This window comes from Solimonas marina (assembly GCF_012241385.1).
Taxonomy (GTDB): domain Bacteria; phylum Pseudomonadota; class Gammaproteobacteria; order Nevskiales; family Nevskiaceae; genus Solimonas; species Solimonas marina.
Map to the genome: position 1 here is coordinate 183,079 of NZ_JAAVXB010000001.1, position 18,200 is coordinate 201,278.

Consider the following 18,200-nt stretch of genomic DNA (forward strand, 5'->3'; position numbering starts at 1 on the left):
ATCGCGGCGGCGATTCTACGCTCCGCAGCGCCGGGAACAAGTCAAAACGTGAATCGCAGCATGACGATCCTGTCATCGTCGCGACGGTCACACGCACGCTGCCGGCTACGTTCAGTTAACAGCCATTAGAGTGCAATGCCGTACATCGGATAAGAGTGGATCCCATGCACAGCACAACGGCGGCATCGCGCCGACACCTGCCGCTGGCCCTGGCGGCGGCGCTGGCCGCCAGCCTCGCGCTCGCCGGCTGCGGCGGCGACGGCGACAAAGGCGCCGACGACGTCCAGCACGACTGGACCGGACTGACCACCGCACTGGACAGCTTCCTTGGCGCTGGCAGCGGTCAGGTGCTCGGTTACAGCTTCGCGCTCAAGCTCGACGGCAAGACCGTCTACACCGGCGCCAACGGCACGATGTCGGTCGACAGCGTCATTCCGATCGCCTCGGCCAGCAAGGCGCCGTCGGCGACCATCATCCTGTCGCTGGTCAAGGATGGCCTGATCGATCTCGACACGCCGGTCTACGACTACATCGGCAGCGTCGTCGACTGGCCGATCGCCAAGCGCAGCATCACCATGCGCATGCTGCTCAATCACACGTCCGGCATCCAGTTCGATTCGTCGTGCATGAACGACGACAACACCACGCTGGTCGACTGCGTGCAGGAGATCGCCGACACCACGCTGAACTTCGTGCCGGGTACGGCGTTCGGCTACAGCGGCGCCGGCTATCAGGTCGCCGGGCTGGTCGCCGAGGAAGTCTCGGGCGAAACCTGGAGCCAACTCGTCGACGAGCGCCTCAACACGCCGCTGGGCATGACCACCTTCACCTACGGCGACACCGACAATCCGCGCATCGCCGGCGGCGCGTCGTGCAGCGCCGAGGACTATTTGAAGTTCACCCAGCTTTATCTCAACGGCGGCAAGGTCGGCTCGACGCAGATCATCACCGCCGACCAGGCCGCACAGGCCACCGAGAACCAGGTCGCCGATCTACCCGTCTATTACACCCCGGTGCCGGACGGCAGCGGCCTCAACGGCTACAGCTTCGGCTTCTGGATTTCGGACGCGGCCAATTATCCGGGCAGCAACGGCCCGGAAATCAGCGACCCGGGCCTGCTCGGCACCACGCCGTGGCTGGACTTCGACAAGTCGTACACCGCCGTCGTGTTGATCACCAGTGATACCGACACCGGCATCGCCATGTGGAACGCGGCGCGCACGCAAATTCTCGATCAGCTCAACGGCACGCAGCAGTAAGACGGTATTCGCCGCCGGCGTCGCTCAGACGCCGGCGCGCTGCGCCTTGCGCCGCTCGGTGCGCAGCCAGCTGGCGTAATCGTCGAGATCGCCGTCGAACACCGCGCAGCTACCGTCGGCCACGCGCCACAGCGTGTCGCAGACACTCTGCACCAGGTGGCGATCATGGCTGACCAGCACCACCGCACCGGCGTAGTCGTTGATCGCCATCTCCAGCGCGTGGCGCATTTCCAGGTCGAGATGGTTGGTCGGCTCATCGAGCAGCAGCAGGTTCGGCCGCTGGTAGGCAACCAGCGCCAGCGCCAGCCGCGCTTTCTCGCCGCCGGAAAACGGCGCGATCGCCTCCATCTGCCGATCGCCGTGAAATGAGAAACGGCCCAGGTAGTCGCGCAGGCTCTGCTCGGCGGCGCGGCGATCGAGGCGGCGCAGATGCAGGAACGGGCTGGCCTCCGGGTCGAGCTGTTCGAGCTGGTGCTGCGCGTAGTAGCCGACCTTGAGATCCGACGCGCGAATCACGTCGCCGCCGATGAAATCCTGCGCACCGGCCAGGCTCTTCATCAGCGTCGACTTGCCGACACCGTTGGCGCCGAGCAGCGCCACACGCTCGCCCGGCTGCAGTGACAGCTTGAGCCGCGTCAGCAGCGCCTTGCCGGTGTAGCCAACCTCGCCGTCGGTGATGTGAATCAGCGGGCTCGGCACCTTCTCCGGCTGGCGGAAGCGGAAGCTGAATTCGTTCTCGGCCAGCACCGGCGCCACCAGCTCCATGCGCTCCAGCGCCTTGATGCGGCTCTGCGCCTGGCGTGCCTTGCTGGCGTGGGTCTTGAAGCGGTCGATGAACGACTTCAGGTGCGCCGCTTTCTCCTGCTGCTTTTCGTGCGCGATCTGTTGCTGCGTCAGGCGCTCGGCGCGCTGCCGCTCGAATTGCGAATAGCCGCCGACGTAGAGCGTTGCGTTCTGCCGTTCCAGGTGCAGGGTGTGCGTGCACACCGCGTCGAGGAATTCACGGTCGTGCGACACCAGCAGCAGCGTGCCGGGGAACACCGCCAGCTCCTCCTGCAGCCACAGTGCGGCGTCCATATCGAGATGGTTGGTCGGCTCGTCGAGCAGCAGCAGATCGCAGCGCCGCATCAGTGCGCGGGCGATGTTGAGGCGCATGCGCCAACCACCGGAAAAACTCGCGACCGGGTTGGTCTGCGTGTTCGGCACGAAGCCCAGACCGTGCAGCAGCTGCGCGGCGCGCGCCTTGGCCGCGTAACCGTCGATGGTGGTCAGCCGCTCATGCAGCGCCACTAGGCGATTGATGTCGTCGTCCGTGGTCTCCGCTTCGAGACGCTGCTCGACCTGCGCCAGCTCCGCCTGCAGTTCGCGCAACTCGATGTCGCCGTCCAGCGCATAGTCGATCGCCGCCTGTTCGAGCGGCGGCGTGTCCTGCGACACGGCGGCGACGACGACGTTCTTCGACAGATCGACGTTGCCGCTCTCGGGGATCAGCTCGCGGCGGATGGCGGCGAACAGCGTCGACTTGCCGACACCGTTCTTGCCGACCACGCCGACCCGCTGGCCGGCATGAATGGTCGCGGAGACGTTTTCGAGCAGCGCCCGCGTACCGCGGCGCAGCGTGAGGTTCTGGAGGGAGAGCATGGGGCGCGCAGTTTACGCACATCGCGCCCGCTCCGAGCGGTGCCCGTGCGGCGCACCCCGGCGGCGGCCCGGATTCCGTCAAACCGGACCGGGCCGCCGCCGTCGATCAGCGCCGCGCGGTTACCAGACCGTCGGCTTCGGATTGCGGTCGTTGAAATCCATCTGGTGCCAGTACGGATAGGTCGGCGTGCGGCGGCTCGCCGCATCGAGCTTGGCGATCTGCTCGGCGCTCAGCGACCAGCCCAAGGCGCCGAGGTTTTGCCGCAGTTGTTCCTCGTTACGCGCGCCGACCACGATGTTATTCACGCTCGGCCGCTGCAGCAGCCAGTTCAGCGCGATCTGCGGAATCGTCTTGCCGGTTTCCTGGGCGACCTCATCCAGCGCATCGACCACCGTGTACAGGTACTCGTCGTCGACCGGCGGACCGCCGACCGCGCCGCCCTGCGCAATACGACCGGACTGGTTCTCGCCGCGACGGATCTTGCCGGTCAGGCGGCCCCAGCCGAGCGGACTCCAGACCATGGTGCCGACACCCTGATCGAGCGCCAGCGGCATCAGCTCCCACTCGTAGTCGCGGCCGATCAGCGAGTAATAGCCCTGGTAGCTGACGTAGCGCGCCAGACCGTAGCGCTCCGACGTCGCCAGCGACTTCATCAGATGCCAGCCGGAGAAATTCGAGCAGCCGATGTAACGGATCTTGCCGGCGGTGATCAGATCGTCGAGCGCGCGCAGCGTCTCCTCGACCGGCGTCAGCGCATCGAAGCCGTGCATGAAGTACAGGTCGATGTGATCGGTGCCGAGGCGGCGCAGGCTGTCCTCGCAGGCCTTGATCAGATGAAAGCGCGAGGTGCCCTTGTCGTTCGGCCCCTGGCCCATGGTGAAGGCCGCTTTGGTCGACACCAGCACGTCGTTACGACGGCCCTTTATCGCCTGCCCCAGCACCTCTTCGGACGCACCGCCCGAATACATGTTGGCCGTATCGAAGAAATTGAGGCCGGACTCCAGGCAGATATCGACCAGCCGCGTCGCCTCGGCGATATCGGTCGAGCCCCATTTCTTGAACATGTCGCCGACGCCGCCGAACGTACCGGTGCCGAGGCTCAGCACCGGCACCTTGAGGCCGGAGCGGCCGAGTTGTCTGTATTCCATCGCGTTTCCTTTCTGCATCGGGGGATGTGAGCGACCGCCTGTTAACGGTCGGTAACGTGGGCCGCATTGTACGCAAGCCTCGACACCGGATCGGCAGATCCGCGATGCATACAATGCAAGACTTTCATGACTCAAACGCACGAACCGTGTCGATGCGATCATGTGTCATGCCTGCCGCTCCGCTACCGCCGCGCGACGGCGTCGGCGCCAGCTCCGTGCAGCTGCCCGACGGTCCGTGGCCGCGCGTGCTCGACTTCCTCGTCGATCGCTTCGCCGCGATTGACGTCGCCACCTGGCGCGCGCGCATGGCGCGCGGCCTGGTCGTCGACGAGCACGGCGCGCCGATCGACGAACACACGCCGTACCGCGCCGGTGTCAGCGTGTCCTACTACCGCGAACTCCCGAGCGAAGCGGAAATCCCGTTCGTCGCGCAGATTCTGTATCGCGATGCGCACCTGCTGATCGCCGACAAACCGCACTTTCTGCCGGTCATTCCGGCCGGCCGCTATGTGCAGCAGAGCCTGCTGGTGCGCCTCAAGCGCGAGACCGGTCTCGCCGAACTGACGCCGCTGCACCGCATCGACCGCGGCACCGCCGGCCTCGTCGCGTTCTCGACGAACGCGCAGACGCGCGGCCGCTATCAAGCGCTGTTCGCGACCCGCGCAATCGACAAGCGCTACGACGCCATCGCACCGCAGGTCGACGGGCTGCGCTTTCCGTTTGCGCGACGCAGCCGCCTCGTCGCCGGCACGCCGTTCTTCCGCATGCAGGAAGCCGACGGAACCCCGAACAGCGAAACGATCTTCGAATCGGCCGAGCCGCACGGCGCGCTGGCCCGCTATCGCCTGCAACTGTTGAGCGGCAAGAAGCACCAGCTACGCGTGCACCTCGCCGCGATCGGCGCGCCGATCGAAAACGATCCGTTCTACCCGACGCTGCGCGACGCCGCCGACGAAGACGACTTCGACAAGCCCCTGAAGCTGCTCGCTCGCCGGCTCGCGTTCGTCGACCCACTGAACGGCGAAACTCGCGTGTTCACGAGCCAACGCGAGCTATAGACCTTCGCTATCCGAGCAGCGCCGGATTGCGCTGCCACACCGCATAGGTCAGCGCCACCGCGAACGACACCCAGGCGAAGTAGGGCAACAGCAGTACCGCCGCCAAGCGCTGCACGCGCCAGAAGCTGAAGATCGTCGCCGCAACCAGCGCCCACAACAGCAACACCTCGGCGAACGCCAAGCCGCCCTGCCGCCAGCGAAAGAAAAACCACGTCCACAAGACATTGGCGAGCAGTTGCAGCGCATAAAGCACCAGCGCCGGCCCGGTGTCGCGCCCGACGCGGCGGCGCCAGGCCCGCCACAGCGCCACGCCCATCATCACGTAGAGCAGTGTCCACACCGGCCCGAATACCGACCCCGGCGGCGCCCAGGGCGGTCGCGCCAGTTCGGCATAAAACGACCCCGCATTGATCGAACCCAGCGCACCGATGGCGGCGCCGACGAACACAATCAAAAGACAGCACAACAACGAAACCAGCGAGCGGAAACCCTTACGCATCGGTCAGCGAAAATCGGAGGAAGTTGGGGGTAACCGTTCAGAATACGACAATCCGATTGGCACTTCCTGCATCGATCCGCCGGTGGCTTCAGGCCCCCTTGCCGCCGCGCCCGATCCGCGCCGCGGGCTTGGCCGCGTTCAAGGCCGCAGCCGCCTGCACCAGATGCTTGAACGCGGCGGCATCGAACCTTGCCCCTTCGTACAGGTCGATCGCCCGTCGCGCATTGCCGTCCAGGCTGGCATTGAACAGCCCGGCCGGATCGGCCAGCGACGCGCCCTTGGCGAACGTCAGCTTAAGCTTGTCCCGGTAGGACTCGCCGGTGCAGATGATCCCGCCGTGCTCCCACACCGGCGTACCGCGCCACTTCCAGGTCTCGAACACCCCCGGCACCGCCTCGCGGATCAACGCACGCACCCTGGCCAGCATCGCCCCGCGCCAATCGCCGAGTTCGGCAATGCGCCGGTCGATCAACACCGACGCGGATTCCAAAGATTCGTTCGCGCTCATTCGTGCACTCCCAACGTGGTCACGATCAGAAAATCGGCGACCGGCTCCCCACCTCGTAGGGCGGGATTCATCCCGCCGGTCGCGTGGCAAATACGCGCGAAAGGCGGGGCAAGCCCCGCCCTACGAAGAAACCGTTCACTTCGGCAGGCCGTCGAAAACCGCGACATCGGTGAAGCCATCGTCCCACGCCGCACGGCTCGCCGCGAACAAGTGCGCGTCGGGTTTGAGATCGACATCGTCATCCAGACTGCCGGCCGGCACCACCAGCAGCTTGCCGTCCATTTGCACACTCGGCAGCGCCGATCCGCACACGCCGCAGAAACTGCGCGCGTGCCGCGTCGCCGACAGTGCGAAGTGCCGAAGCTGCTCCTCACCCGCCACCCACGTCAGACTCGCGGACTGCGAGAACAGATTCGCACCATGCGCCGATCCCGTGTCCTTGCGGCAACGGGAGCAATGACACAGAAAGAATCGCTCGAAGCGCCCCTGCACCTCATATCGCACAGCACCACAAAGACAGGCGCCACGGTAAATCGTCATCCGGTCTCCTCAGGCTCGCGGAGTCTGTAGGGCGGGGCTCGCCCCGCCTGTCGCGCCCGTCGATTTCAACTCCGAACCCGGCGCGATCAATCTCACCCTACACGTCTCAACACCCAAACTGTTCGCTCAACTGACCGCTTTCGGCAATCTCGACTGGACCTTTGAGCGCCAAGAATTTAACCGAATAGTTCCGTAGGGCGGGATTCATCCCGCCGCTCGCCGCGACGTGTTCGAACAGCCCTGGCCGGCGAGGCGTACATCGGCCCGCGACTCGTCCACCCAAAAGAAAACCCCGGCGGCGCGTTCATCACGCACCGCCGGGGTCGATGACCTCACGCTACTGTGCGCAGCTGGTCGAGCCGGGGTACGCAGCCTCGTCGGCTTTGACGACGTTCTGGATCCACTGCTGGATCAGTGCGTGGCCTTCCTCGTCGACGACGCTGCGCGCCAGCGGCGGCATGCGCGCGGCCGGGGTCGTGGCGCTGGCGCTGATGCGGAACTCCATGATGGAGTCGGCCGAGTCGCCCGGATGGATGTCGTAGGTGCGGCCGCCGTTGCCTTCTTCGCCGGTCGCGGTCGGGCGCTTGCAGACACCGTAGGTGGTGTCGACGGCGCGCAGCGAATCCAGATAGAAGCCGGTGCTCGCGGCGTAGCCGCTGACGTTGTGGCAATGCTGGCAGTTGGCCTCCAGCCACGAACGCGCACGCGCTTCGACGTCCTGCGCGCTACCGGCGGCAAAGCCGCTGTCGCCCGGCTTGTTGAACGTCGGCACGCGCTCGATCTTGGCCGCGATCTGCGTGCTCGGATCAACGCCGAGATCGGACGGGCAACCCATCATCAAGCCGTGCGTGCACCAATAGGCAATCTGGTTGACGCCGGCCACCGCATGCTGGCTCTGCTCGGTGATCCGCGTCGACTCGGTGTGGTAAGCCTTGTTCATGTTGCGGATGCGCGGGCCGATCGGCGCCGCGCCGGCTTCCTGGTCGGCGCGCGAATGGCAGGTCAGACACTGGTTGGCGTTCGGCACCAGGTAAGCGTCGGTCGAGCCGGTGTGGACGATGCCGGAATCGACGTCCGTCGTTTGCCAGTGCACCGGCGTAGTGCCGCCGGACAGCGCCAGCTTGGCGACCTGCTTGCCGTTCTCGGTGGTCCACATATAGGCCGCACCGTCCCAGCGCGCCACGCCTTTGCTGTTGACGCGCTTGATCAGCAGGCGCGTCTCGACCGGCGTTTCGGTGTCGTTGCCTTCATCGCGGAACGAGAACGTCTTGGCGATGATCGTGCCGCTCGGGAACACGATGACGGCATTGGTGCCATCGGTCTTGGCATCGCGGTAGACGGCCTGGGTGCCGGTCGGCAGATAGACGACACGGTATTTGACGGCGTAGTCGGAGAACAGTTTGGTGTTCAGCGAATACGGCGTGCCGGTGCCGTTCGGTGCGCTGGTCGGATCTTCCGGATCGCGGAACAGGTGGTACTGATCCAGCGTCGGGCAGTTGACCTTGGCCGCGGCGTAGTTGACCTCGCCGTCCTTGACGCTGGCCTCGCACAGTTGCGCCACCTGCTCTTCGGTCGGCGCCGGATCGTAGTCGCCACTGCGCTCGAACGGCGGAATCGTCACTTCAGGCAAACGGTCGAGGTTCTTGCCGTATTGCGCCTCGCACTTGTGCGACGAGATGTCGAAGCTCGACGGGAACTGCGCGATCGCCGCCGGATCGAGCTTGCTGGAAATGATCAGCTCCAGACCCTTGGTGCCGTGGAAGTTGGCGTAGGTGATGCTGTCGGTGCTGAAGGTGTTGTCGTCGTCGATGCACGAATACCAGTCCGGCATGATGCGGTCGTGCGGTTCGGCGCTGGCGAACTTGTACTGGTTGTAATGGCAGCCCGGGTCCGGCACCTCGTTGGTGAGGATGGGCTTGCCGCGCTCGTCGTGCGGCACGTCCTCGCCGTTGGCGTCCTTCGGATACGCGCAGTCGGCATCGTAGGTGTCGAGCAGGCCATCCCAGAGAATGTGCGCGCCGCGGATATTGAGCAGCGCGGTCGGGCTGACCTGCAACAGCGGCGCCGGACACTTCAGCAGGTTCTGCGGCAGCAGACAGCCGGCCTGGTTCTTGAGGCCGACGATGGCCGGCAGCAGCTTGGCCACGTCTTCGCTGGCAATGTTCTGCAGCGTCGGCAACGGCAGCTGGTTGCCGTTGTTCTTGAAGGTATTGCGGAAGATGTGCAGGCCTTCGGTGTACCAGTCGATGCGGTGCTCGCTGGGCCGGCCGGCGCCCTGCGGGAAGATCTCGTAGCTGGTGTGAATGATGCCGGCGGTGTTGTTGTCTTCGAAGGTGTTGTCGTAGATGTCGATGCGATCGTAGGCCAGCGTGATCATGCCGCTGCCAGACGGCACATTGCCGACGATGCCGCCGGACGTGAAGTTGTAGGTGTTGTTCATGCGCGCGGTGTTGCCGTGCATGACCGAGCGATCGCCGTACTGACGCAGATTGTCGAGGTCGTAGATCAGAAAACCGCCGGTATTGCACTCAGCGATGTTGGAGTCGTACTCGCCGCCGCGCACATTCTCGATCTCGAAGCCGAACACGTTGTACAGCGCGTGGCTGTTGCGGATGATCGCGGTGTTGGTCTGGCCGACGTAGATGCCGGCGTCCGACGCGCCGATCGACACCGAATCCTCGATCAGGATGTTCTCCGACGACACCGGATAGATGCCGTAGCGACCCGACAGTTTGCTGACCGTGTAGTCCGGCGAACTGGTGTCGCCCAGGATGTTCTGCGGATCGTCCGGATCCTGCGTGGCCGGATCGGTGCACGCCACATTGAGCACCGCCGCGTTGTTGGCGAAGGCATTGTCGGCGGTGATCGGCGTCGCGCTTTCGCGGCCGCCGCCCGACGACCACATGGTGCGCACGCGCTGGATGGTGCCGTGATCGACACCGCGGAATTCGATGCCGTTGCCGCCGGTGTCGAGCACCGTCAGATCCTGCACCGTCACGCCGTGCACGCTGACCGCGAGAATGCCTTCCGGCGCGTTGTTGTTCTTGAACGACAACACCGTCTTGTCGCGGCCACAGCCACGAATCAGCACGTCTTCGGTATTGGTCAGCTGCAGCGACGAATTCAGCTCGAAATAGCCACAGCCGAACTCGATGACATCGCCCGGCGCGGCCTGCACCATCGCCGCGACCATTTCGCTGGTCGCGTCCGGGCCGGCCGCGATCTGAAACACGCGTCCATCGCCGGTGCTGCCGCCGCCGTCACTGCCGCCATCGCCGCTGCCCCCGCCGCCGGTTGCCGGCGTGGTCGCCTTGCTGCTCGAATTGCACGCGGACAGCCCCAAAGCCGCCGCGCACAGCACGACGGATCCCAAACGCATCCATGACCCCATGATCCCCATCTCCCCGGGCGCATCCGCCGTGCGGCGCCGCGCCTGATATGTGTCCCCACGGTCGAGTATATCGGTGCATCGCGGCGCTGGCGGCCGGTCGGCGACGGGTAAATTCTGCCCATGCGCGGATGCTGCGCATCGCTCACCTGAATGGACTAAGACGAAGACGCGAACGCGAGTGACCATGTGTTCCGCGTCGTGGCCGTCTGGCCCGCGCGCAGGCCAAACGTCCGCACGGAGCCGTTGCAATGGGTGACAACATCAATCTGAAGATCTTGCTCGAATCACAGGGCCTGGAACGCTGCCCGTTCCCGATCCCGACCGGCTGGTACTTCGTCGACTATTCCGACACGCTCAAGCCCACCGAGATGCGCAACATCACGCTGTTCGGTCAGGAATGGGTGCTGTTCCGCACCGAATCCGGCAAACCCGGCATGTCGGACCCTTACTGCCCGCACCTCGGCGCGCACATGGGCCACGGCGGCAAGGTCTGCGGCGAGCATCTGCGCTGCCCCTTCCACCACTGGGAATACGACACGTCCGGCTGGTGCAAGAACATTCCGTACGGAAAAGTCACGCCGCCGATCGTCAAGAAGCAGGCCATCCTGCGCACGCTGCCGATGGTCGAGAAGTACGGAATGATGTGGGCGTGGTATCACCCGCTGTGCGCCGAACCGACCTTCGAGCTGCCGTACATCCCGGAGATCGAGGACGCCACCGGCTACACCGGCTCGCGCCGCGGCTCGTGGACCGCCGACACCTGCATCCAGGAAATCGCCGAGAACGGCGTCGACGTCGCGCACCTCAAGTTCCTGCACGGCGCGCCGGGCATCCCGCCGGTCAGCGCCACCTACGAAGGCCCGATCATGAAGCTCGACATCGGTCAGGGCTACATCGTCGGCACCGCCTACGGTCCGGGCCTTAACGTGATGCGCTTCAACCAGCACGGCATCACCGCGACGATGATTTCGTACACGCAGCCAATCACCGCCGAGAAGAGCACGATGAACATGAGCTTCCGGCACGTCGACTACGCCGAAGGCACGCCCGAGCTGCACGCGTCGAAGAAAGTCATCGACCACATGATCGGCGCCGCCGAGGGCGAGGAAAGCGCCGGCTTCGAGAGCGTCGACTTCATCGTCTGGAACAACAAGAAGTACCGCCCCAACCCGCTGCTCTGCGACGGCGACGGCCCGGTGCTGCAGTTCCGCAAGTGGTTCAAGCAGTTCTACAGCGGCGCCGACGCGGAAACACTCGCTAAGATTTAGCACTTCCGGGCAACCATCATCGATGCCCCGGTCGCACGACCGGGGCATTTTTTTCGGAGACGCTTATGACCGCGGTACGAGTCAAAGATCGCGACGGCAGCGAACAGACGCTGGACGCCGCAGAAACCACGCCCCTGATGGAAACGCTGCGCGACGACGGCTACGGCATCGAAGGCACCTGCGGCGGCGCCATGTCCTGCGGCACCTGCCACGTCTACGTCAGCGAGGCCTGGGCAGCCAAGCTGCCGCCGCCGAGCGAGGACGAAAAGGCCATGCTCGAAGCGATCAGCGACTTCGCCGAAGTGCGCCCGACCTCGCGCCTGTCCTGCCAGATCCTGCCCGACATCATCTACGACGGCCTCGAAGTGGAGATCGCGCCGCAGGCGTGATCGCGGCGGCGACGCTCCCATGTCGTCGCACAGCGAAAGACCTCGGCGCGAGCCGCAGCGCCCACCTCCCCCAGCCCCTCCCCCCGCGAGCGGGCGGAGGGGAGCTGAAGCGGCGCAGGGCACAGGGCATCCCGTACGCCTCGACGCGCACATCCCTGAGCCCTGTCCGCCGGCAGAGCGCAGGGGAGACGAAGCAGTGCGCACCGTGAGTTCAGGTCACCGCCCGAACGCGTCGACGCCGACGCCTTGAGCCCTCTCCGCCAGCGGGGCGGAGAGGCTTGGGTGAGGTGGGGTGCTCGCAATCCACGCAAGCCCGGAAGCGGTGGCGCACCATTCCACCAGCGCTGCCGATTGCAACGCGGCGCGGACTCAGCTCCAATACGCGCCGCCGATGTCCGTCTCCCCCGACGCTGTGGTTCCCGCCGATCTGGTCGCCGCGCTGCGACGGGATGGTCACGTCTTCGTTCACGCCGCCGAACTGCAGCCACGCCTGGCCAGCGATGTCGGCCTGAGCGACTGGCCGCAGGTCGCGCAAAGCTGGGACGACATGCCGCTCGACGCCTACATGGCCGACGGCGGCCGCTACCGGCGGCGGCGCTACGGCGTGTTCAGCGCCGGCCGCGACGGGGCCATCGCCCGCGAATCACACCAGCCGCACTGGCAAAGCACCGACTACAACCGCCTGAACGGCGGCATCGCCCGCTGGTTCGAGCCGATCGCCGACGACATCGGCGCCAGTGCCAGCATCCAGGCCGTCCTGCAGTGCTGTCGCGGCGCGTTCAACGCGCTGGCGCCGGACACGCCGCACTGGCACATCGAGATGCACCAGTTCCGCATCGAAGCCGCCCTCGACGAAGCCGGCCAGCCAACGCCCGAAGGCATACACCGCGACGGCGTCGACTACGTCATGGTGCTGCTGGTGCGGCGCGAAAACATCGCCTGCGGCACCACCACCATTCACGCGCCGGACGGCGCCTTGCTCGGCAGCTTCACGCTGACCGACACCTTCGACGCGACCTTGCTCGACGACCACCGCGTGTTCCACGGCGTGACGCCGGTCGTGCCGATCGACGCCCGCGCGCCGGCATTTCGCGACGTGCTGGTCGTCACCTTCCGTGGCGCCGACGCCCCTACAGATCCCCTTCCTTGACGTCGCGTACGCCGGGGTGGCGCACCAGCGCCGCCAGAATCTGCGCGTAGTCCACCTCGTTGAGGCGTCCGAGCACGATGGTGACCTGATCGTCGCCGCTCGACTCCGGGCTCTGGCGCACCACGAACTGCTTGATCCGCGCCGTGTGCTGGCCGAGGAGTCCGCGCAGATCGTCGTAGCTCAGCGCATCGTGCGCTACGTGCAGACGCAGCTGGTGGTGGCGCTGCGGCTGGAAGATGCGCCTCTCCAGCGGCTTGAGCACCGCCAGGATGAACAGCACGATCAGCGTCGCCGCCGCCGCCTCGACGTACATACCGGCACCGGCCGCCAGGCCCAAGGCCGCGGTCGCCCACAGGCTGGCCGCCGTCGTCAGACCGCGGATCACCTCGCCGCGCAGCAGAATCGAACCGGCGCCAAGAAAGCCGATGCCCGACACCACCAGCGACGCCATGCGCGACGGGTCGTAGGACACGTGATCGGCATTGCGCACTTCCTCGAAGCCGTGCGCGGACACGATCATGATCAGCGCCGAGCCGACGCAGACCAGCATGTGCGTGCGCAACCCGGCCGCCCACGACAAGCGCTCGCGCTCGAAGCCGATCAGGCTGCCGAGCAGCGCCGCCAGCAACAGACGCAACACCAGCTCCATCTCGAAACTCATCGCCGCTCCTCACGCGCCGGCCCCGGCCCCGCCATTCGGACGAGGTCGCATCGGGGCGATGCCGTCAGCGTATCGCGATCCGGGCGCCGGCCCAATCGACGAGCACGCCATGACCGCCAACGATGCCGCGCGCGCGTTCACGCCTTTGCAGATCGGGCCGCTGACGCTGCGCAACCGCTTCATCAAATCTGCCACCAACGAAGGCATGGCCAAGGGCGGCGTGCCGTCGAAGATGCTGGTCGAGCACCACCGTCGCATCGCCGCCGGCGGCGTCGGCATGACCACCGTCGCCTACTGCGCCGTCAGCCCCGACGGCCGCACCTTCGTCGATCAGGTGTCGCTGAACCGCGAAAGCCTGCCGCACCTGCGCGCGCTGACCGACGCCGTGCATCGCGAAGGCGCAGCGATCTGCGCGCAGATCACCCACGGCGGCGCGTTCACCTTCCTGCCGGAACTGTCGACGAAATATCCGAAGTCCGCGTCCGGCGGCTTCAACGCCGCCGGCGTGCTCAGCGGCCGCCTGTTCCGCACGGCGATGACGCGCGACGACATGCAGCGCGTGATCGGCGAGTTCGTCGCCGGCGCCCAGCTTGCGCGTGAAGCCGGCTTCGACGCCGTCGAAATCCACATGGGCCACGGCTATCTGCTCAGCCAGTTCCTCTCGCCGATCTACAACAAGCGCCGCGACGGCTACGGCGGCCATGCCGAACAGCGCGCCCGCTTCCCGGCCGAAGTGCTGCGCGCGGTGCTCGACGCGGTCGGCAACGACCTCGCCGTGACCTGCAAGATCTGCGTCACCGAAGGCGTGAAGAAGGGCGCCAATGCCGCCGACGCCGCGGCCGTCGCGCGCGTGCTCGAACGCAGCGGCGCGCACCTGCTGGTGCTCAGCGGCGGCATGAACGTCGAAGCACCGTGGGCCATCTTCGGCAGCCCGATGCCGGCTGAAGCGGTATCGAGCATCCAGAACACCACCGTGCGCATCGCCACCAGGCTGATGCGCGTGTTCGAACCGAAGATCGCATTCCACGAACTGTATTTCCGCGAGCACTCGCAAAAAGTCCGCGCCGCCGTGCGCATGCCGCTCGCCTACCTGGGCGGCGCAAAATCCATGGCCGGCGTCGCCACCGTGATGAACGACGGCTTCGACGCCGTCGTCATGGGCCGCGCGCTGATCCACGACGCCGAACTCGTCAACAAATTCCGCGACGGCCGCGCCACCGAATCCGGCTGCACCGCCTGCAACCGCTGCGTGGTGATGATGTACACCGACGGCGGCACCAGCTGCGTGCTGTTCCCGCCCAACGATGCCGAGCTGAACCGCACGCCGGCCGCGGCCTGAGGCGCGCGCGGCCAGGAGCGCCGCACCAGCCGGGTGTGTCTCGATACGGCCCTGCGGGCCACTCGACATGAACGGGTCGGTGGAACATCGGGCCTCTGATCGCTCGCAACCCCGCAGGAGCTGCGCGTCGCGGCTTGCGCCGCTCCTGCAAAAAGAGGCCGGCATGGCGTCGATGTGGGAAATGTCCGAACGCGACGCATCGCCCCGACATCAACAGACGACCACCCCGAGGCTCGTTCACGCACTCCCTGTAGGAGCGGCGCAAGCCGCGACACCCCACAGCCCCAATAGAACCGCTCATGTCGAGCAGGCCCATGGGGCCGTATCGAGACACGCGGGGCTCGCACGGCGTGAGCCGCAAGCGACGTGTGCTCGATCAGACAGGAGGCCGCAGCTCGCGCCGCACCTGCAAAAGCACCAAAACGCCGCCGCTCAGTGCGCCTCGTGCTCGTCCCTCACCCCGCCGTACATCAGCCGATCCGTCCAGGCGATGCCGATGGCGGAGAGAATGAACACGCAGTGGATGATGGTCTGCCACATCACGCCGGTGGTCGTGGAATTGGTGCAGGACACACCCGCCTCGACGCTGCCGCACAACGGCAGGCCCAGCGCGCCGGCTTCGATGAAGGTCTTCAGCAGGTGGATGGACGAGATACCGATGATCGCCATCGCCAGCTTCACCTTCAGCACCGAGGCGTTGACGTGGTTGAGCCATTCCGGCTGGTCCGGATGCCCTTCGAGGCGCAGACGCGAAACGAAGGTTTCGTAACCGCCGACGATCACCATCACCAGCAGGTTGGAAATCATCACCACGTCGATCAGCCCGAGGACGATCAGCATCACCTCTTGCTCGCGCAACTCGAAAGCGCCATGGATCAGATGCCACAGCTCCTTGACGAAGAGGATGACGTAGACACCCTGGGCGACGATCAGGCCGAGGTACAGCGGCAGCTGCAGCCAACGTGACGAGAAGATCAGTGACGGCAGCGGGTTCAGCGGTTTGGTGCTCACGACAACGATTCATCGACGAAGAGGGGCATCGATTCTAGGGGCGGGCACGGCCGATCGCGCCGTCGGACAGCTGCTGGCATCAAGCTTCCGCAGAGACGGCAGCCGCCATCGCACCAAGCAGATGTCGGAGGCCTGACGCCTTCGTCAGGAACTGCGGAACTGAGCATGTCCGGCATGACTGCACCGGCTGGCGCAAGCAGCTAATGCGTAAGTCCGTCTGGCTGCGTCAACAGGTCGAATTGGCGCAATTTTCGGTAAAGCGTCGCTCGCGCGATGCCGAGGCTGCGCGCTGCGGCCGAAACGTTGCCGCCATGCTGTCGCATCGCCGCTCGTACGGCTTCGACTTCGGCACGCTCCAACAGCCCCATCCCCACCTGCGCAGCACCACATTGTCCGATCTCGACCGGCAAGTGCGGCAGATCGATTTCGCCGTTCTCGGCCAGCGCCACGCCGAGCCGCAGTGCCTGCTGCAACTCACGGATGTTGCCGGGCCACGGGTAGCGCAGGAGTGCGCTTCGCGCCGCCGCGCTCAAGCGCGGAGCGGCGAGCGCGCCGCTTTCGTCGGTCAACAGCTGACCGATCAGCTCGTCGATGTCCTTACGCTCACGCAGCGGCGGCAAGATCACGCGCAGACCGTTGATCCGATAATAGAGGTCACTGCGGAATTGCTGGCGTGCCACCATCGCCACGAGGTCGCTGTGCGTGGCACAGATCAGGGAGAAGTCGAGCTTCACCAGGCTTCCGCCGCCGAGCCGCGTCAGTTCATGCTCCTGCAGGACGCGCAACAGCCGTGTCTGCAACTCCAGCGGCATATCGCCGATCTCGTCGAGGAACAACGTCCCGCCGTTGGCCTGCTCGAACTTCCCGACCATCCCGCCACGCCGGGCGCCGGTGAACGCACCGGCTTCGTAACCGAACAGTTCCGACTCGATCAGGCTCGCCGGCATCGCCGAACAGTTGATCGCGATGAACGGCCCGTCGCGGCGCGGACCGTTCTCGTGCAGGCGTCGCGCCAGAACTTCCTTGCCGGTGCCGGTTTCGCCACCGATCAGGACCGGCACGTCGCGATCGAACGCCCGCTGTGCAATGTCGGCACTGCTGGCCCGAGACGGCAGCCTGTCAGTGGACGCCGCCGCACGCGCAGCCGCCGGAACCCCTGCAGCCGGGCGAAGCGCGTCGACGTCGAAGCGCGCATGGACACGCACACCACCAGCCGTTTCGAGCAACACGGCCGTGTTGCCGTTACGACGCAGAGTATCCATGAGTCCCGCAAATGGGCGGCCGAACAAACTGTCGAAATCCATACGCCGACCGACATCGAATTCGAGCAGCTGCCGCGCGAAGGGATTGGCGCCGAGCAGCTCGCCGTCAGCAGAAAAAGCAAGAATGCCGCGCATCTGCGACGCTGCCAGCTCGGGGACGTAATGCACGGCGATGCGCAACGCACCGGGCAATGCGGCGACCATGCCGTTCTCGATCGAGCGAACGGCAAGCGCCAACGGTTCAAGAATGCCGCTGCGGCGTCCGTCGTGGTGTCGCGACGCATCGAGTGCGCCAACCACGGCGCCGGCCGGATCGAGGATCGGCACCGCCACGCACGAATAGCGGCGCGCCTCATCGAGAAAGTGCTCGGGGCCACTGATGACCACGGGGCGCGCCTCGATCAGCGCACAGCTCGGCCCGGTGGTTCCCGCAATGTCCTCGCTCAGGTCGACACCGGTACGTAGCGCCGGGCCGATGTCGCGGCAGGTGGGACGCTCCGCGCCCAATGAGCGCACCACCATCCCCTGCGCGTTGACGCAGGCGACAATCCAGTCGGCCTGACCGAGCGCAGCGTACAGACGCTGCAACTCCGGCTCGACGTGCGCGATCAACGCGCGGTTGGCATCTGCCACGCGGCGCTGATCGCTGTATGAGACATGGTTGAAGAGCACTTTATCGCTCGCCGCGAGGCCACGCCGACGTGATCGTTCCCACGAACGCACGACGACCGCGTCAATCAACCGGTCCGGCACTTCGCAGCCGCCGAGGAACAGCTGACGCGCCCGCACGATGTGGCGATCGAATTCGGAATCGATCAACGACATGAGTTCTCCTCCCGATTGACTCGTTATGAGCCGGCGACTGCGCCGAGCTGTCTCGAAACGATACAGCCAGCCCTGTTCAGGGATCTGCAATCCAGCTTTAACTCCATGATGGAGCTATTGATTTCGCTGTCTTCTGCCTTTTTTTGAGCATGGCACAGAGCCTGCCTCATCTCAAACGGCGGCACCGATAAAACAGGCCGCTAGCGCACGGATGCCCGCGAAGCACCCGGCACCGATAACGAATGGAGGA

15 protein-coding genes are annotated in these 18,200 nt (G+C 65.7%); 6 read left to right on the plus strand and 9 right to left on the minus strand.

All coding sequences use genetic code 11. From position 1 onward, the window contains the following. Positions 1 to 164: 164 nt before the first annotated feature. Positions 165 to 1,259, plus strand: coding sequence for a serine hydrolase domain-containing protein (locus G7Y82_RS00855; RefSeq protein WP_168146106.1), 1,095 nt, complete (start codon positions 165 to 167; stop codon positions 1,257 to 1,259). A gap of 24 nt (positions 1,260 to 1,283) precedes the next feature. Here the strand turns inward: G7Y82_RS00855 and G7Y82_RS00860 are convergent, their stop codons facing one another. Next, positions 1,284 to 2,900: an ABC-F family ATP-binding cassette domain-containing protein gene (locus G7Y82_RS00860; RefSeq protein ID WP_168146107.1), complete on the minus strand. Its 1,617-nt coding sequence runs from the start codon at positions 2,898 to 2,900 to the stop codon at positions 1,284 to 1,286. 120 nt (positions 2,901 to 3,020) lie between these two features. Next, entirely contained in the window at positions 3,021 to 4,049 is a 1,029-nt protein-coding gene (locus G7Y82_RS00865) for an aldo/keto reductase (protein ID WP_168146108.1), read from the minus strand. A 167-nt stretch (positions 4,050 to 4,216) separates the two neighbouring features. Here G7Y82_RS00865 and G7Y82_RS00870 point away from each other — a divergent pair, with 167 nt between their 5' ends. After that, the gene (locus G7Y82_RS00870; protein ID WP_168146109.1) at positions 4,217 to 5,107 is read left to right on the plus strand and encodes a pseudouridine synthase; all 891 of its coding nucleotides are present in this window, start codon (positions 4,217 to 4,219) and stop codon (positions 5,105 to 5,107) included. A 7-nt stretch (positions 5,108 to 5,114) separates the two neighbouring features. Here G7Y82_RS00870 and G7Y82_RS00875 read toward each other — a convergent pair whose 3' ends face one another. The 4 genes from G7Y82_RS00875 to G7Y82_RS00890 form a co-directional block, all read right to left on the minus strand. Beyond that, the gene (locus G7Y82_RS00875) at positions 5,115 to 5,606 is read right to left on the minus strand and encodes a TspO/MBR family protein (RefSeq protein WP_168146110.1); all 492 of its coding nucleotides are present in this window, start codon (positions 5,604 to 5,606) and stop codon (positions 5,115 to 5,117) included. An 88-nt stretch (positions 5,607 to 5,694) separates the two neighbouring features. Beyond that, the gene (locus tag G7Y82_RS00880) at positions 5,695 to 6,114 is read right to left on the minus strand and encodes a DUF1801 domain-containing protein (RefSeq protein WP_168146111.1); all 420 of its coding nucleotides are present in this window, start codon (positions 6,112 to 6,114) and stop codon (positions 5,695 to 5,697) included. 135 nt (positions 6,115 to 6,249) lie between these two features. After that, positions 6,250 to 6,654: a GFA family protein gene (locus tag G7Y82_RS00885; RefSeq protein ID WP_168146112.1), complete on the minus strand. Its 405-nt coding sequence runs from the start codon at positions 6,652 to 6,654 to the stop codon at positions 6,250 to 6,252. Positions 6,655 to 6,991: 337 nt separating this feature from the next. Beyond that, positions 6,992 to 10,033: a parallel beta-helix domain-containing protein gene (locus G7Y82_RS00890; protein ID WP_240954000.1), complete on the minus strand. Its 3,042-nt coding sequence runs from the start codon at positions 10,031 to 10,033 to the stop codon at positions 6,992 to 6,994. Positions 10,034 to 10,293: 260 nt separating this feature from the next. On the opposite strand from G7Y82_RS00890, the gene G7Y82_RS00895 reads away from it, so the two are divergent. The 3 genes from G7Y82_RS00895 to G7Y82_RS00905 all read left to right on the plus strand — a co-directional run bounded on the left by G7Y82_RS00895 (position 10,294) and on the right by G7Y82_RS00905 (position 12,852). Next, positions 10,294 to 11,313: a Rieske 2Fe-2S domain-containing protein gene (locus G7Y82_RS00895; RefSeq protein WP_168146114.1), complete on the plus strand. Its 1,020-nt coding sequence runs from the start codon at positions 10,294 to 10,296 to the stop codon at positions 11,311 to 11,313. A 65-nt stretch (positions 11,314 to 11,378) separates the two neighbouring features. Beyond that, positions 11,379 to 11,702 carry a 2Fe-2S iron-sulfur cluster-binding protein gene (locus G7Y82_RS00900; protein WP_168146115.1) on the plus strand — a complete coding sequence of 108 codons (324 nt, stop codon included), beginning with the start codon at positions 11,379 to 11,381 and terminating at the stop codon, positions 11,700 to 11,702. 391 nt (positions 11,703 to 12,093) lie between these two features. After that, on the plus strand, positions 12,094 to 12,852 hold the full coding sequence (locus tag G7Y82_RS00905) for a 2OG-Fe dioxygenase family protein (RefSeq protein WP_168146116.1): 759 nt from the start codon (positions 12,094 to 12,096) through the stop codon (positions 12,850 to 12,852). Here G7Y82_RS00905 and G7Y82_RS00910 read toward each other — a convergent pair. Further along, complete coding sequence (locus tag G7Y82_RS00910; RefSeq protein WP_168146117.1) at positions 12,833 to 13,513, minus strand: MgtC/SapB family protein; 681 nt, start codon at positions 13,511 to 13,513, stop codon at positions 12,833 to 12,835. The two genes, G7Y82_RS00905 and G7Y82_RS00910, sit on opposite strands and share 20 nt — an antisense overlap. Before the next feature lie 109 nt (positions 13,514 to 13,622). Here G7Y82_RS00910 and G7Y82_RS00915 point away from each other — a divergent pair, with 109 nt between their 5' ends. After that, positions 13,623 to 14,852, plus strand: coding sequence for an NADH:flavin oxidoreductase (locus G7Y82_RS00915; RefSeq protein WP_168146118.1), 1,230 nt, complete (start codon positions 13,623 to 13,625; stop codon positions 14,850 to 14,852). A gap of 432 nt (positions 14,853 to 15,284) precedes the next feature. Here G7Y82_RS00915 and G7Y82_RS00920 read toward each other — a convergent pair whose 3' ends face one another. Next, positions 15,285 to 15,863 (minus strand): TIGR00645 family protein, encoded by a 579-nt coding sequence (locus tag G7Y82_RS00920; RefSeq protein ID WP_366515586.1) that lies wholly within the window; start codon positions 15,861 to 15,863, stop codon positions 15,285 to 15,287. A 200-nt stretch (positions 15,864 to 16,063) separates the two neighbouring features. Next, on the minus strand, positions 16,064 to 17,950 hold the full coding sequence (locus G7Y82_RS00925) for a sigma-54-dependent Fis family transcriptional regulator (protein WP_168146119.1): 1,887 nt from the start codon (positions 17,948 to 17,950) through the stop codon (positions 16,064 to 16,066). Between the last annotated feature and the right edge of the window lie 250 nt (positions 17,951 to 18,200).